13 protein-coding genes are annotated in these 14821 nt (G+C 58.6%); 10 read left to right on the top strand and 3 right to left on the bottom strand.

Annotated elements, in window-relative coordinates:
- Positions 1 to 180 precede the first annotated feature (180 nt).
- Positions 181 to 744 carry an alkyl hydroperoxide reductase subunit C gene (gene ahpC, locus BHE81_RS19235; protein WP_002894394.1) on the bottom strand — a complete coding sequence of 188 codons (564 nt, stop codon included), beginning with the start codon at positions 742 to 744 and terminating at the stop codon, positions 181 to 183.
- 411 nt (positions 745 to 1155) lie between these two features.
- Here ahpC and dsbG point away from each other — a divergent pair, with 411 nt between their 5' ends.
- The 4 genes from dsbG (at position 1156) to BHE81_RS19215 (ending at position 4963) form a co-directional block, all read left to right on the top strand.
- Entirely contained in the window at positions 1156 to 1905 is a 750-nt protein-coding gene (dsbG, locus tag BHE81_RS19230; protein ID WP_002894375.1) for a thiol:disulfide interchange protein DsbG, read from the top strand.
- A 180-nt stretch (positions 1906 to 2085) separates the two neighbouring features.
- Complete coding sequence (citR, locus tag BHE81_RS19225) at positions 2086 to 3018, top strand: DNA-binding transcriptional repressor CitR (protein WP_002894372.1); 933 nt, start codon at positions 2086 to 2088, stop codon at positions 3016 to 3018.
- A 110-nt stretch (positions 3019 to 3128) separates the two neighbouring features.
- Positions 3129 to 4352 carry a phosphoadenosine phosphosulfate reductase gene (locus BHE81_RS19220; RefSeq protein ID WP_002894369.1) on the top strand — a complete coding sequence of 408 codons (1224 nt, stop codon included), beginning with the start codon at positions 3129 to 3131 and terminating at the stop codon, positions 4350 to 4352.
- Positions 4337 to 4963: an IbrB-like domain-containing protein gene (locus tag BHE81_RS19215; RefSeq protein WP_004151651.1), complete on the top strand. Its 627-nt coding sequence runs from the start codon at positions 4337 to 4339 to the stop codon at positions 4961 to 4963. The genes BHE81_RS19220 and BHE81_RS19215 overlap by 16 nt, the downstream gene beginning before the upstream one ends.
- On the opposite strand, the gene BHE81_RS19210 is transcribed toward BHE81_RS19215, so the two are convergent.
- Positions 4964 to 6109: a pyridoxal phosphate-dependent aminotransferase gene (locus tag BHE81_RS19210; RefSeq protein ID WP_072145327.1), complete on the bottom strand. Its 1146-nt coding sequence runs from the start codon at positions 6107 to 6109 to the stop codon at positions 4964 to 4966.
- A gap of 141 nt (positions 6110 to 6250) precedes the next feature.
- Between BHE81_RS19210 and mtnC the strand changes: the two genes are divergently transcribed.
- Together mtnC and BHE81_RS19200 are read left to right on the top strand one after the other, a co-directional pair.
- A complete protein-coding gene (mtnC, locus tag BHE81_RS19205; protein WP_004179015.1) occupies positions 6251 to 6940 on the top strand; it encodes an acireductone synthase in 690 nt (229 codons plus the stop codon).
- Positions 6937 to 7479, top strand: coding sequence for a 1,2-dihydroxy-3-keto-5-methylthiopentene dioxygenase (locus tag BHE81_RS19200; RefSeq protein ID WP_002894357.1), 543 nt, complete (start codon positions 6937 to 6939; stop codon positions 7477 to 7479). The genes mtnC and BHE81_RS19200 overlap by 4 nt, the downstream gene beginning before the upstream one ends.
- Positions 7480 to 7586: 107 nt before the next feature.
- On the opposite strand, the gene BHE81_RS19195 is transcribed toward BHE81_RS19200, so the two are convergent.
- Entirely contained in the window at positions 7587 to 9896 is a 2310-nt protein-coding gene (locus BHE81_RS19195) for a molybdopterin-dependent oxidoreductase (RefSeq protein WP_149888819.1), read from the bottom strand.
- Between the two features lie 408 nt (positions 9897 to 10304).
- On the opposite strand from BHE81_RS19195, the gene BHE81_RS19190 reads away from it, so the two are divergent.
- From BHE81_RS19190 to BHE81_RS19175, 4 genes are read left to right on the top strand one after another with little or no spacing between them, the layout of a single operon-like run.
- Positions 10305 to 11285, top strand: coding sequence for a sugar ABC transporter substrate-binding protein (locus BHE81_RS19190; protein ID WP_002894353.1), 981 nt, complete (start codon positions 10305 to 10307; stop codon positions 11283 to 11285).
- 44 nt (positions 11286 to 11329) lie between these two features.
- On the top strand, positions 11330 to 12832 hold the full coding sequence (locus tag BHE81_RS19185) for a sugar ABC transporter ATP-binding protein (protein ID WP_072198166.1): 1503 nt from the start codon (positions 11330 to 11332) through the stop codon (positions 12830 to 12832).
- A complete protein-coding gene (locus BHE81_RS19180; protein WP_004147555.1) occupies positions 12829 to 13818 on the top strand; it encodes an ABC transporter permease in 990 nt (329 codons plus the stop codon). Before BHE81_RS19185 ends, BHE81_RS19180 begins: the two co-directional genes overlap by 4 nt.
- Positions 13815 to 14819, top strand: a complete 1005-nt coding sequence (locus BHE81_RS19175) for an ABC transporter permease (RefSeq protein WP_004147554.1) — start codon at positions 13815 to 13817, stop codon at positions 14817 to 14819. Before BHE81_RS19180 ends, BHE81_RS19175 begins: the two co-directional genes overlap by 4 nt.
- Positions 14820 to 14821 lie beyond the last annotated feature (2 nt).

The following is a 14821-nucleotide window of genomic DNA, read 5'->3' as shown; positions in this document are numbered from 1 at the left end:
TCCTGGGCTTAAAACATCATCATGCAAGCGACCTCGTCAGGCTGCCTGAATGCGCTTGCATCATGGTGTTGGAATAAAATGGGCGCGAAAGCGCCCATTGATTGCCGGGTGGCACGCCGTTTACCCGGCCTACGATCTTGTAGGCCCGTGCAAGCGTAGCGCCGCCGGGCACAAACAGACTTAGATCTTACCAACCAGATCTAAAGAAGGAGCCAGCGTCGCTTCGCCTTCTTTCCATTTCGCCGGGCAGACTTCGCCTGGGTGAGAAGCAACGTACTGCGCCGCTTTGATTTTACGCAGCAGGTCAGACGCATCACGGCCGATACCTTCAGCGGTAACTTCGATCGCCTGGATGATACCCTGCGGGTCAACGACGAAGGTAGCGCGGTCAGCCAGACCTTCATCTTCACGCATGTTGTCGAAGTTACGGGTCAGGGCGCCAGTCGGGTCGCCGATCATCGCATATTTGATTTTGGCGATGGTTTCAGAGCTGCTGTGCCACGCTTTGTGGGTGAAGTGGGTATCGGTAGACACAGAGTAAACGTCTACGCCCAGCTTCTGCAGTTCTTCGTAATGGTCAGCCACGTCGCCCAGTTCGGTCGGGCAGACGAAGGTGAAGTCAGCCGGATAGAAGAAGAAGACGCTCCAGCGGCCTTCGGTGTCTTTCTCGGTGACTTCGATGAATTCACCATTTTTGAATGCCTGGTTTTTGAACGGTTTGATTTTGGTGTTAATTAAGGACATCTATACTTCCTCCGTGTTTTCGTTGAGGTCTAAGTTAACGAATTTTTCCTGACCCGACCAATGCGTTTACATTATCGAATCAATAAGCGTTATCTAACAACCGGAACAAGACAACTCTGTGAACCTGTCGACGCGTTCAGCGCTAATCGCTGTTTTTCGCATCATTTGCCGCGACAAAAGTAAAAAGGCCACCTTTTCAGGCGGCCCCGTTACCTGAAATACCCGAGGGTAGGTTCAGCGCCAGTCAGACTGGCTATGTGTTGCGCTCTACATTACCTTAATGTAACAGCATCCAGGATTACATCACCCACGCCAGCAAAGGGCAATCCGTCATTCTGCTGATCTTGCCTATGACTGTGATAGGTTCAACAATCGTTTTGCCCTTTCCTGCTGATTTTACAAGGAATACTTATGTTAAAGCGTCTTCTGTTACTCAGCCTTTTGCCGTTATGCAGCCATGCGGAGGAACTCCCCGCTCCGGTAAAAGCGATCGAAAAACAGGGCATTACAATTATAAAACCCTTTGAGGCGCCGGGGGGAATGAAAGGCTGGCTGGGCAAATACCAGGACATGGGGGTCGCCATCTACCTAACGCCGGATGGTAAACACGCGATCTCCGGCTATATGTATGATGAGAACGGCAGCAACCTCAGCGAGCAGCTGTTTCAGAAAGAACTCTATACCCCGGCGGGACAAGAGATGTGGAAGAAGATGGCCAGCGCCCACTGGCTGCAGGATGGTCGCAAGGACGCCCCTATCGTGCTGTATGTCTTTGCCGATCCCTTCTGTCCCTACTGCAAGCAGTTCTGGCAGCAATCCCGCCCCTGGGTAGAGGCCGGTAAAGTGCAGATCCGCACTCTGCTGGTGGGGGTGATTAAGCCGGAGAGCCCGGCCACCGCCGCGGCGATTCTCGCCAGCAGCGATCCGGCGAAAACCTGGCATGATTACGAGCAATCGAATGGGAAAATGGCTCTGACGATCCCGAAAGCAATTCCGCCGGAGAAAATGAAAATGCTCAACGTCAACCAGCAGCTGATGGACGATCTGGGAGCCAACGTGACGCCGGCGATTTATTATATGAATAAAGATAATATGCTGCAGCAGGTGGTCGGCCTACCGGATAAAGAGAAACTGCATATTATGATGGGTGAAAAAGAGTAATTCCATCCCGCAGTGGCGCCTGGCGGAAGCGACCGCTGGCGCCACCGTCGACGATAAGATATATTAAGCAGAACTTAACTGTATTTGCCAATAGTTAAATTCACACCGCAAATATTAAGGCACAAAACATTATCATTAAGAATATTATAATCCGCACCGGTAATAAACAGGACTGCATTAATGGCAAATCTTTACGATCTGAAAAAGTTCGATTTGAATTTATTGGTTATTTTCGAATGTATCTATCAACATTTGAGCATCAGCAAAGCGGCGGCGATGTTATTTATCACCCCCTCAGCGGTGAGTCAGTCGTTGCAGCGTCTGCGCCAGCAGTTAAACGATCCGCTATTTGTTCGTGTTGGCAAAGGAATGACGCCCACCACCGCCTGCGTCAATCTTCATTATCATCTACAGCAAAATCTGGAGCAGCTGGAAAAAACCATCAATCTTAATAATCGCTCAGAACTGCGTAAACGTATTGTGATATATGGCCCCCCGCTGTTCTGTTCAGTCAATAGCCACGTTATGATTAACCAGCTCTGTCATCAGGCGAACTTGCAAATTGAGCACCATAACCTGACCACCACCGAATCGGCTGAGGAGCTGCTGGCGTATCGCCAGGCGGACCTGGTGTTCACCCGCATGCCCATTACCAACCGCGCCACGATCTGTCAGCCCTATCAGACGGTGCAGACGCTGGCGGTTTGCCGGGCGGGCCATCCGCGACGCGAAACGCTTACCTCGGTAGAGTCACTGGCACAGGAGTTTTTCACTCACTATATTACCAACGATCCCGTTATTCAGCGCGTGCAGCAAAGCAGCATCGCCTGGCTGAATCCGCGCAATATTGCCTTTCGCAGCGACTCTTTTATGACCATTCTTAACATGATTAATAAAACCGACTTAATTGGCTTTTTGCCTTCCTATTTATATGACTTTATCTCACCCACTATGCAGCTTCACGCCATCAACATAGATAATCTTTTTCCGGATATCACGATCTACATTAATTACCACCATGCATCTTCGCAAAATCATTTTTTAACTGAATTAATCACCATATTAATGAATGATCGAGAGGCATCACGGCCCAAATTTAATCACAGCGAATAACGCCCTTCTGTTCCCCCGCTGCCAGAAACAATAATCGACCATTAATTTCCTACCCCTCATCGTTTATACTGAGCTAACGGGAATTTTCTACTATTAAAGGATTAATGGTCATGTCGTTTATTAAATATCCCTTACCGGAATCGGTGCTGCAGGCAACTGAGCAGCGGATCCAGTGGGTCATGGATAATTTTTCGCGCATCTGTGTCTCTTTTTCCGGGGGAAAAGACTCCACCGTTATGCTGCATTTAACCGCCCAGGCGGCGCGGTTACAGGGGAAAAAAATCTGCGTGTTGTTTATTGACTGGGAAGCGCAGTTCTCCTGCACCATCGCCCACTGTGAAAAACTGCGTGCGCTGTATGCGGATGTTATCGAAACCTTTTACTGGGTCGCCCTGCCGCTCACCACCCAAAATGCCCTGACGCAGTATAAGCCGCAATGGCAATGCTGGGAGCCCGGAACCGAGTGGGTACGCCAGCCGCCGCCCTGGGCCATTACCCACCCGGGCTATTTTTCATTTTATCAACCCGGAATGAGCTTTGAAGCCTTCGTCAGCCACTTCGCCGAGTGGTTTTCGCAGCGTCGTCCCGCCGCCGTGCTGGTGGGCATTCGCGCCGACGAATCGCTAAATCGCTTTATGACGATTTCTTCACAGCGTAAACAGCGCTTCGCCGACGATAAACCATGGACCACTTCAGCGCCGGGCGGCCACGCCTGGTACATCTACCCGCTCTATGACTGGAAAACCGCCGATATCTGGACCTGGTTTGCCAAAAGCGGCGAGCCCTATAACCCGTTGTACGATCTGATGTATCAGGCCGGGGTGCCGCTGCGCTATATGCGCATTTGCGAACCGTTTGGTCCCGAGCAGCGCCAGGGGCTGTGGCTGTATCACGTGCTGGAACCTGAGCGCTGGGCCGCGATGTGCCAGCGAGTGAGCGGCGCGCACAGCGGCGGGGTCTATGCCGGGCATGATAATCAGTTCTACGGTCATCGGAAAATCGACAAGCCCGACCACCTGACGTGGAAAAGCTACGCCCTGTTCCTGCTCGACAGCATGCCGGAAACCACCGCCGAGCACTACCGCAATAAAATCGCCGTCTACCTGCGCTGGTACCAGAAAAAAGGTATGGAGGATATTCCGGATACCCAACCTGCGGACATTGGCACCAAAGATATCCCATCCTGGCGGCGAGTCTGCAAAGTACTGCTCAATAACGATTACTGGTGCCGTCAGCTTTCGTTTAGCCCAACCAAAAGCAGCCACTATCAGCGCTACCGTAAACGCATGGAAAAACATCGCCAACAATGGGGGATATTATGCAACAACAACTGACGCAGGCGCTGGAAGCTTACCTGCAAAAGCTGGATGACGAGGCGCGCATTGAGGCTATCAACGCGTTTCGCCAGGTGCTCCACCACTACAGCCCCTTCCGCTCGCAGCCCGTCGACTGCGTGCTGTGGGTCAAACAGGAGCTGGTCGCCCCCAACGATTACAACCCGAATAACGTGGCGCCGCCGGAGAAGCGTCTGCTGCAAACGTCGCTGGAGGCCGACGGCTTTACCCAGCCGGTCGTCGTCATCCAGCAACGCCCACAGGCGTATACGATTGTCGATGGTTTTCACCGCCATGAGCTGGCCTGCAGCAAAGCCGCGCTGAAAAAAACGCTAAAAGGCTATTTGCCGGTGACCTGCCTGACGAGTGAAGCTGCCTCGCGTGACGGGCTGATGGCAGCGACCATACGCCATAACCGGGCGCGCGGTCGCCACCAAATCCACGCCATGTCAGAGATCGTCCGCGAGCTGACCCAGCTCGGCTGGACGCCGCAGAAAATCGGCAAAGAGCTGGGGATGGATGCCGATGAAGTGCTGCGTCTGAAGCAAATTAGCGGCCTGACAGAAATGTTCGCCGGCCGCCAGTTCTCCCAGGCGTGGACGATTAAGTAACTACAGCTGGCACAAACGCGCCGCCGCAGCCAGCAGAGTCGCCGGCTGTTTGGCGAAGCACAAGCGGATCAGCTTGTGCGGGAACGGATCGGCGCAGAAGACGGAGAGCGGGATCGCCGCCACGCCGATCTCAGTGGTCAACCAGCGGCAGAAGCTGACATCGTCAAGATCGGAGATGGCGCTGTAGTCCGCCAGCAGGAAATAGGTCCCTTCACAGGGCAGGATTTCCAGCCGGCTTGGGCGCAGCGCTTCAATAAACAGATCGCGACGTTCCCGATAAAACGCCGGCAGCTCACGATAATGCTCCGGCGCTTCGCGCAGCATGTCGGCGATCGCCAGCTGCGCCGGGGTATTCACCGAGAAGGTCAGATACTGGTGCACCTTGCGCAGTTCGGCGCTGATGGCCGCCGGGGCCACGCAGTAGCCGACCTTCCAGCCGGTCATATGAAAGGTTTTGCCAAACGAAGAGACCGCCACCGCCCGCTCGCGCAGCTGTGGATGCGCCAGTACGCTGGTGTGGCCGCCCTCAGCAAAGCAGATATGCTCATAGACTTCATCGCTCAGGACATAGATCTCGCGTTCGGCGATCGCCTGCCACAGGGCGGCAAAATCCTCGCGCTGCCAGACGGTGGCCGAAGGGTTGTGCGGGGTGTTGAGGATCACCAGCCGGGTTTTCTCGCTCAGGGCGGCGGCAAATTGCCGCCAGTCGACGCGAAAATGCGGCGGCTGCAGCGCAATACGACGTAACTCGCCGCCGGCCAGCGCCACCGCAGGGGCGTAGCTGTCATAGCTGGGATCGAAACAGATCACCTCGTCGCCGCGGCGTACCAGGGCGGTGATCGCCGCATACAGGGCCTCCGTCGCGCCGGCGGTGACCGTGATCTCGCTGTTAACGTCGGGCTGGTAACCATACAGCTCCGCCGTCTTCCCGGCGATCGCCTCGCGCAGCGCCGGCACGCCGGTCATCGGGGCGTACTGATTCGCCCCCTGCGCCACGTGGTACGCCAGACGCTCCTGCAGATAGCGCGGGCCGTCAAAATCGGGAAAGCCCTGGGACAGGTTTATGGCCTGATGCTGCTGGGCCAGGGCGCTCATCTGGGTAAAAATCGTGGTGCCGAGCGCAGGAAGTTTACTCTCTGGAATCAAGGGGTTATTGTTCATTCTTTTTATACCGATTGTAATGCTGTTGTTGAAGCCACTATAACACGATGTTAATATTTGGCAATCAAGACGCTTAGACGTCTAAATGCTAATGTTATTCCACGCTACGCCCACTCTGGAGAAACCATGATCCGCGCCATCGTGACCGACATAGAAGGCACCACCAGCGATATCCGCTTTGTGCATAACGTGCTGTTCCCCTACGCCCGCGAACGACTGGCCGGCTTTGTGACCGCTCAGCAGCACGCTGAACCGGTCAAAACCATTCTCGACAACCTGCGCCGCGAAACAGACGCCCCCGCCGCCAGCACCGCCGACCTTATCACTACCCTCTTCGCCTTTATGGATGAAGACCGTAAATCCACGGCGCTGAAGGCGCTGCAGGGGATCATCTGGCGTGACGGCTATCTCAACGGCGACTTTACCGGCCATCTCTACCCGGACGTACTGCCGGCGCTGGAGCAATGGAAAGCGCAGGGTATTGATCTGTATGTATATTCCTCAGGCTCGGTGGCTGCGCAGAAATTGTTATTTGGCTACAGCGATGAAGGTGATATTACTCATCTGTTCACGGGCTATTTCGATACCCTGGTAGGCGCCAAACGTGAGGTGCAGTCCTACCGTAACATTGCTGAACACCTGGGCCATGCCCCTGGCACCATCCTGTTCCTGTCGGATATCCATCAGGAACTTGATGCCGCCGAGGCCGCGGGTTTGCGCACTGTGCAGCTGGTACGCGGCGACCGCGACCCGGCGAGCCACCATCCTCAGGTTCAGCGTTTTGACGACATTCATCCGGAGCAGATCCCAGCATGAGCGCATTAACTCTTTTTTCCGTGACCGATCCGCAAACGCCGGTCTGGCACAGCACCGACGCCAAAGCGATTCAGGATCAACTTAACGCCAAAGGCGTCCGCTTCGAGCGCTGGCAGGCCGACCGCGACCTCGGCGCAAATCCCAGCCCAGAAACGGTGATTGCCGCCTATCAGCATGCGATTGATAAACTGGTCGCCGAAAAGGGCTACCAGAGCTGGGACGTCATCAGCCTGCGCGCCGATAACCCGCAAAAAGAGGCGCTGCGGGAAAAGTTCCTGAACGAGCACACCCATGGCGAAGACGAGGTCCGGTTTTTTGTCGAGGGCGCTGGCCTGTTTTGCCTGCACATTGGCGACGAGGTGTTCCAGGTGCTGTGCGAAAAGAACGATCTGATTTCGGTTCCTGCCCACACTCCGCACTGGTTTGATATGGGATCAGAACCGAACTTCACCGCCATTCGCATTTTTGATAACCCGGAAGGCTGGATCGCTCAGTTTACCGGTGACGATATCGCCAGCGCCTACCCGCGGCTGGCGTAACGTCAAACTGTCGTCAGTCTAAAACCGCCAGGCGCGGGCTTTGCCGGAGGCGGCGCATACCGCGCCTTCTCCGGGCTACCCGCCCCGCCGCCGGCGAGCGCCAACGCCTAAACTTCAATAAATTTCGGCGGATCAAAGGCAGTGATCGGCGGCAGCTCCTCTCGCCACGGGGCGATCTCCACCCAACAGCTCTGGGCGCTACAGCCCTGCCCCAGGCGCGAACTGCCGCGATCCTCGGTTAATACGTTGGGATTACCGTGCTTATCGAGCGACCGTTCTTCCTTCGGATCCAGCGGGTCATACCAGGCGCCGGTGGACATCTGTACCACGCCGGGCAAAATCTGCTCGCTCAGGTGCACCCCCGCCAGAATTGCCCCGCGGTCGTTATAGACTTTCACCACGCTGCCTTCGCGGATATCCCTTGCCTGCGCATCGCTCGGATGCATCCACAGCGGCTCGCGTCCCTGAACTTTCGTCGCCCGGCTGACGCTGCCGTGGTCGTACTGACTGTGCAGGCGGGCGCGCGGCTGGCTGGAGAGCAGATGAAGCGGCCAGCGCGCCGCCTCCTGCCGCTGGCGGGCGGCCTCCTGTTCATCCCACCACGGATGGCCAGGGCATTCGCGATAGCCAAACCCGGCGACGGTGGCGGAAAAGAGTTCAATTTTGCCGGAGGGGGTGGAGAGCGGATAGCGCTGCGGATCGGCGCGAAAATCGGCGAGAAAAATTTGCGGCCGCTCCGGCGCGCTGTATTCCAGCACCCCTTGCTGCCAGAAGTCATCGAACGAGGGCAGCGCAATACCCTCCTCCTGCGCCCGCGGTCTTGACTCCTCATAGTGATGACGTAGCCACTGCCCGGCGTCACGCCCTTCGCTGAACGCTTCCCCGAAGCCCAGCCGCCCGGCCAGATCGCAGAAAATGGCGTAATCGTCACGCGCTTCGCCCACCGGCGGGATCTGCGCGCTCATGGCGATCATAAACCCGTCGTGACCGCCGCTGCCGATATCCTCTCGCTCCAGCGAGGTGGTGGCCGGCAGAACGATATCGGAGAATTTGGCCTGCGCGGTCCAGTACTGCTCATGCACCACCACCGTCTCCGGGCGGCGCCAGGCCTCGCACAGTCGGTTGATGTCCTGATGATGATGAAACGCATTGCCTCCCGCCCAGTAGACTAAACGGATATCGGGATAGCGCCGCTGCTGACCGTCGAACTCATAGGTTTCTCCCGGGTGCAGCAGCATATCGGACAGCCGCGCCACCGGGATAACGCTGTCCACCGCATTCTCCCCGGCGGGTAAGCGTGGGCCGGAAAACGCTTTTCGCACCGCGCCCGCCAGGTTGGTGCAGGCGTAGCCAAACCCGAGGCCGCCGCCCGGGGTGCCGAGCTGTCCCAGCAGCGCGGTCAGGGCCACCGTCGCCCAGTAGGCCTGCTCCCCTTGACGGGCGCGCTGGATAGACCAGGAGATATTCACCATCGTCCGGTGGCGGGCCATCTCCCGCGCCAGGTCGGCGATGCGCTGGGCGTCCAGGCCGGTAATCGCCGCCGCCCACGCCGGGGTTTTCGCTACGCCATCGTGCTCGCCCAACAGATAAGCGCGATAGGGGGCAAACCCGACGGTATGGCTGGCAACAAACGCCTGGTCGTAGAGAGACTCAGCGATCAGCACATAGCTCAGGGCCAGCAGCAGTGCGGTATCGGTGCCCGGCCGAATGGCCAGCCACTCGGCTTCGGGCACCGCGCTGAGGTCATTGCGCACCGGACTGATATTGATAAACCGGGTGCCGTTGGCCTGCATCTTATCCAGCCAGTACTGGAGCATATGGTCATTGGCGCCACCGCCGTTGACCTGGGCATTGCGCAGCGGCAGACCACCAATGGCGACAAACAGCTGACACTCCCGGGCCAGCTCGGAAAAATGGGTATGCTGCCGGTGCAGCGGGCTCAGCGGCCCGAGAATATGCGGCAGAATACGCTCGCCCGCGGCGCTGCTATAGGTATTGGTGCTGGCGGTGTACCCGCCAAAGCCCTTGAGAAAGCGGTGCAGCTGGCTCTGCGCATGGTGAAAGCGTCCAGCGCTGGCCCAGCCGTAGGAGCCGCCGTAGATCGCCTCATTGCCGCAGCGCGCCTTGACCGAGCGCAGCTCGCGCGCCAGCAGGTCCAGGGCCACCTCCCAGCTGACTTCGACAAAGGGCTCTTTACCTCGCCCTTCTCGTGACGCCGGCCCGTGCTGGAGATAGCCGGCGCGCACCGCCGGACGGCGAATGCGCGTTTGGCTGGTCACCGCGTCGGGAAGCGACTGGCCGATGCGTGAGGGATTTTTATCCCAGGGCACCGGCTTAACCGCCACGATCTCGCCCTCACTGCTCTCCACCTGCCAGGTTCCCCAGTGCATCACCGTATAATTATGCTGTTTCTTCATAGCGCCCGCGTTCTTCTCAGCTTAAGGTTCATTACAATAAAGCGGGGAAATAGGGTAATAATCCTTACCCGGCCAGACATTGCTCTGCTAAAAAAAGCTTTAGCCCGCGCAATCTTCTTTTTTTCTCTGTAGACGCCGTATTTCCCATGCACTCACAATATTAAGAAAATTGTCTTTATCCGCTAAATAAACACGGAATAAGTCAAAAATAAAACCACAAAATAAAAAGGTCTATCCGCCATCATGAAATATTTTCAGGTTCCTCATGACAAAATAAACTTTTTCTCTGACGTTTCTGCGATATAACATTCCTGGCATAACTTAGACTTATTTTGTATTTGAGGTGGCGAGGTGCTTCTTGTCATGCTACCGGTCCGCAACCACCTTCATCACAGGATCATAATAACAATGTCGCAGAAAAGAAAATTATTGCCTGCCGCGCTGGGACTGCTTTCCCTTGCCTCGCTGAGCGTCGCTGCCGCAGACGCCCTCTCCTTACAGGGAAAAACCATTGGCGTTGCCGTGGTCGGCACTCAGCATTTCTGGGATCGCGAGGCCTTTAAAGGCGCGACAGAGGAGGTGGAGAAGCTGGGGGGCAAAGTCATTGGCGTCGATGGCGGCCGCGATAATCAGGTGCATGCCAATAACCACGATATTTTACTGTCACGCAAGGTGGACGCGGTAATTAGTATTCTCGGCGATAGCGCCGTCGAACCAAAATTTAAAGCATTGCGTGATGCCGGTATCCCGGTATTTACCGTAGATCATGTTTCTCAATATTCGGTCAACAATACTACTTCCGATAACTACACCTTAGGCTCAACCATCGGCCGCTACATGGCGGATGAATTAGGCGGCAAAGGCAACGTCGCCGTATTTAACGCCTTCTCCAGCGCGCTGCGTATTTGCGGAATTCGCTACGATCAGTGGAAATATGTCCTTAAGGATTATCCGGATATTCATATTATCCAGCCCGAGCTCGCGGAACAGTTCGCCAACTCGCCGGAAGACGCGCGCAAGAAAACCCTCGAATTACTCAGCCAGTATCCGAAAGGTAAACTGGACGCCATCCATGTCGCCTGCTGGGATCAACCGGCCATCGGCATCGTCCAGGCGCTGGAAGAGACCGGTCGCGATAAAGACGTGAAAGTGACGGCCATCGACGCCGGTCCGGAGACCCTGGAGATCATGGCGGAGCCCGGCAGCCCGTTCGTGGCTAACGTCGCGCAGCAGCCGCATCTGATCGGCCAGACCTCGGCTGACAACGTGGCCCGCTACTTTGCCGGCCAGAAACTACCGGTGCAAACCTTTATTCCGGTGGTTCCGGTGAAAGGTCCGCAGGAAGCGAAAGCGGTGTATAAACAGTTGGGATACGGCGAGCTGCAGTGATTAATCAACATCCTGGCGGGGAACGCCCCGCCGCTGGTCTGGTCATGGAGCAGATCGGTAAACGTTTTGCCAGCGTCACCGCGCTTAATGCGGTTACCCTGCGCCTCAATCCGGGGGAGATTCATGGCCTGATTGGCGAGAACGGCGCCGGTAAATCGACGCTGATCAAGATCCTCGCCGGTGTCTATCAGGCCGACAGCGGCAGCGCCACCCTCGACGGTCACCCGCTGCCCCTCGGCAATCCGGCAGCCATCGAAGCCGCCGGCATCCGCGTTATCCACCAGGAGTTGAACCTGATCCCGCACTTTACCGTCGCGGAATCGGTGTTTCTGGGCCAGGAGTATCGCACCCGCTGGGGGGCGCTGGATCGCCGACGGATGAAGGCCGCCACGGCGCAATTTTTCCAGCAAAACTGGCAGCTGGCGATCGACCCCGAACGGCTGGTGCGCGACCTGAGCCTGGCCGAGCGCAAGCTGGTGCAGATTGCCCGCGCGCTGATCGACGGCGCAGCGCGGCTGGTGGTGTTCGACGAACCCACCGCCCCCCTGGAGGCGCAGGAGGCCAGTCTGGTCTCCTCCGCTATCCTGCGCCTGCGCGACCAGGGCATTGCCATTCTGTATATTTCCCACTACCTCAATGAGATAGCCACCCTCTGCGACCGCGGCACCGTACTGCGCAACGGGGAAGTGATCGGCTACCCGGACCGCGACCTGCTGCAAAATACCGAGGCGCTGATCGCCATGATGGTCGGCCGGGAAATCGACCAGCTGTATACTCCGCGCCAGCGCCCGGCGGCAGACACCGGGGCGACCCCGCTGCTCTCGGTGCGCCAGCTGAGCGACGGGCGGCAGCTGCAGGATCTCTCTTTTGATATTCAGCCGGGCGAAATCGTCGGCGTCGCCGGCCTGCTGGGCGCCGGACGCGATGTGCTGGTCGACCTACTCTACGGCTTACGCCCGGCGGAACGCGGCACCATCCACCTCGAGGGCCGGCCGCGGCGCATTCGTACGCCAAAGCAGGCGATCCGCGCCGGCATGGCGCTGGTGCCGCGCGACCGCCGCCATCAGGGGCTGATCCTGCCCTTCACCACCGCCGACAATATTAATCTCGCCTCGCTGCCGGAGACCGCCACCTTTGGCTGGGAGCGGCGGGGTATCGCCGAGCAGAAAGCGCGCGACTGGATAGAACAGCTGGCGATCCGCCCGGGACGCCCGGGGCTGCCGGTACGCTACATGAGCGGCGGTAATCAGCAAAAAGCGATCCTCGCCCGCTGGCTGGGGACCGATGCCCGGCTGTTTATTCTCGATGAACCCACCCTGGGGGTCGATATCGGCGCCCGCCGGGATATTTATCAACGTACGCGCCAGCTGGCCGATCAAGGACGGGCGGTGCTGGTCTCCTCCAGCGACGCCCCCGAACTGCTCGGACTATGCGACCGGATCCTGGTCCTCTGGCGCGGCGCGCTGGCGGCCAATCTGCCCACCCGCGGGCTAACGCTGGACGCTCTGCTGGTGGCGATCAACGGCGGACAGGAGCCTTCACCATGAGTACTGCTATCCAGCGTCGCGGCCGTCCGGGCCTGGCGACGCTGATTGAAAAATTTCCCCTGATCCTGTTTCTGGCGCTGCTGGTATGGCTGAGTGTACAGTCGCCCTACTTTCTCAGCTGGCAAAATATCAGCCTGATGCTGGTCCAGAGCGTTCCGCTGGCAATCCTCTGTTTCGGCCTGGTCTGCGTTATCGCCGTGGGCGGGGATGATGTGGTCTCCGGCGGCATCGACCTCTCCCTGCCGGCGACGGCGGTGCTCGGCGTCGCGCTGCTCAGCCTCGGGCTGGCCGAATGGCACACGCCATATCTCCTGCTGCTGGCGCTGCTGGCGGCGGTTTGCCTGCTGTGCGGGGCGATCAACGGCTTGCTGGTGCTGGCGGCCGGCCTGCCGCCGCTGCTGGCCACCCTCTCGACCTCGGTGGCGTTTACCGGTCTGACAGATCTGTTGACCGGCCAGCGGCGCATCGCGGTCAGCGATCCGCTGATGGTCGCCTTTCGCGACAACAGCGTGCTGGGCCTGCCCTGGCCGCTGGTCTACCTGCTGGGGGTGTTTATCCTGTTCCAGTTCCTGCTCCACCACTCCCGCTTCGGCCAGCATGTGCAGGCGGTGGGCGGCAACCGCGATATGGCGCAGATGAGCGGCCTGAACGTGCGCCGCTTGACCCTGCTGGTCTGGCTGTTAGCGGGCATTGCCGCCGGGCTGGCTATTCTGCCGCTGCTCAGCCAGGGCTCCGGCAGCTCCAGCGGGACGGCCACGCCGCTGCTGCTGGAGACCGTGCTGGCGACCTTTATCGGCGCCGCCTTCTCGCGCCGTCGGGTGGTCACCATCTGGGGCGCGCTGCTGGGGGCAATCCTGGTCAACGCCCTCTCTAACGGGCTCGGCCTGCTGGGGGTCAATATCTTCTGGATGGGCGCCATTAAAGGCGGCCTGATCCTGGTGGTGCTGGCGGCCTCGGCGGTCAGACACAAAGGAGGCGAGGCATGAGTCAAATCACCCTGAAAACCTCTGCGTCGGCGGAACAGACGGCCAGCAGCCCGCTGGCCTGGCTGTCGCGGGCCGGATTTGGCGTCATCACCCTGCTGGCCATCGCCCTGTTTGGCTGGGCGAATCCGGTATTTTTAACCGTGGATAACTGGGCCAACCTGCTGCAGGGCAGCGCGATCCTGCTGATTGTGGCGATGGCGATGACCCTGATCGTCAGCGCCGGGGCGATTGATCTGTCGGTGGGCGTCGCGCTCGATTTCGGCGCCGCCTTCGCCCTCGTCGCCCTGAAAACCTGGCATCTGCCGTGGCAGGCCGCGGTGGGCTGCGCTCTGCTCGGCGGCGTGCTGATTGGCCTGCTCAATGCCTTTCTGATCCTCATCTGCCGGATCCGCCCCTTCCTCGCCACGCTCGGCACCTGGTTTATCGCCAGCAGCGCCGAGCGCATCTATACCGACGGCGGCGGCGCGATAGCCTATCGGCGGATGGCCCCGGAGTATCACGACCTGGCGGTGGGCAACCTTGGTGGGATCCCCACGCCGGTAGCGATCGTGCTGGCGCTGTGGCTGGCGGCCTGGCTGGTTACCGAGCGCACCCTGTGGGGCAAATATGTCCGCGCCATCGGCCAGAACAGCGAAGCGGCGCGTATCGCCGGGATCCGCGATCGCCTGACCATGCTCGGCGTGCTGGTGACCGCCTCGGCGCTCTGCGCCGTCGGCGGGGTGATCCTCTCCGCCAACCTGCGGCAGTTTACCCCGCTGGCCGGGCAGTCTTACCTGATGGACGCCATTGCGGCAGTATTTATCGGCACTGCCTTTACCCGTCTGGGCCGGGTCAGCATCCTCGGCACCCTCGGCGGCGTGCTGTTCCTTGCCATTATTGATAACGGCCTGAACCTGATGGGGCTCAATTATCTGGTGAAGGACGCGCTGGTCGGCGTGATTCTGGTGGTGGCCCTCGCCCTATCCTTCTGGCAGGCGCGCCTGCGCCAAACGCATCGCTAAAC

The sequence above is a fragment of the Klebsiella sp. AqSCr genome (genome assembly GCF_008452795.1).
Classification (GTDB): Bacteria; Pseudomonadota; Gammaproteobacteria; order Enterobacterales; family Enterobacteriaceae; genus Klebsiella; species Klebsiella pneumoniae.
Note: the sequence above shows the minus strand (reverse complement) of the source record. Positions and strands in the feature narration are given on the sequence as shown.

Coding starts and splice junctions, on each gene's coding strand:
- ahpC (WP_002894394.1), bottom strand. CDS start 744: ATGTCCTTAATTAACACCAAAATCAAACCGTTCAAAAACCAGGCATTC.
- dsbG (WP_002894375.1), top strand. CDS start 1,156: ATGTTAAAGCGTCTTCTGTTACTCAGCCTTTTGCCGTTATGCAGCCAT.
- citR (WP_002894372.1), top strand. CDS start 2,086: ATGGCAAATCTTTACGATCTGAAAAAGTTCGATTTGAATTTATTGGTT.
- BHE81_RS19220 (WP_002894369.1), top strand. CDS start 3,129: ATGTCGTTTATTAAATATCCCTTACCGGAATCGGTGCTGCAGGCAACT.
- BHE81_RS19215 (WP_004151651.1), top strand. CDS start 4,337: ATGCAACAACAACTGACGCAGGCGCTGGAAGCTTACCTGCAAAAGCTG.
- mtnC (WP_004179015.1), top strand. CDS start 6,251: ATGATCCGCGCCATCGTGACCGACATAGAAGGCACCACCAGCGATATC.
- BHE81_RS19200 (WP_002894357.1), top strand. CDS start 6,937: ATGAGCGCATTAACTCTTTTTTCCGTGACCGATCCGCAAACGCCGGTC.
- BHE81_RS19195 (WP_149888819.1), bottom strand. CDS start 9,896: ATGAAGAAACAGCATAATTATACGGTGATGCACTGGGGAACCTGGCAG.
- BHE81_RS19190 (WP_002894353.1), top strand. CDS start 10,305: ATGTCGCAGAAAAGAAAATTATTGCCTGCCGCGCTGGGACTGCTTTCC.
- BHE81_RS19185 (WP_072198166.1), top strand. CDS start 11,330: ATGGAGCAGATCGGTAAACGTTTTGCCAGCGTCACCGCGCTTAATGCG.
- BHE81_RS19180 (WP_004147555.1), top strand. CDS start 12,829: ATGAGTACTGCTATCCAGCGTCGCGGCCGTCCGGGCCTGGCGACGCTG.
- BHE81_RS19175 (WP_004147554.1), top strand. CDS start 13,815: ATGAGTCAAATCACCCTGAAAACCTCTGCGTCGGCGGAACAGACGGCC.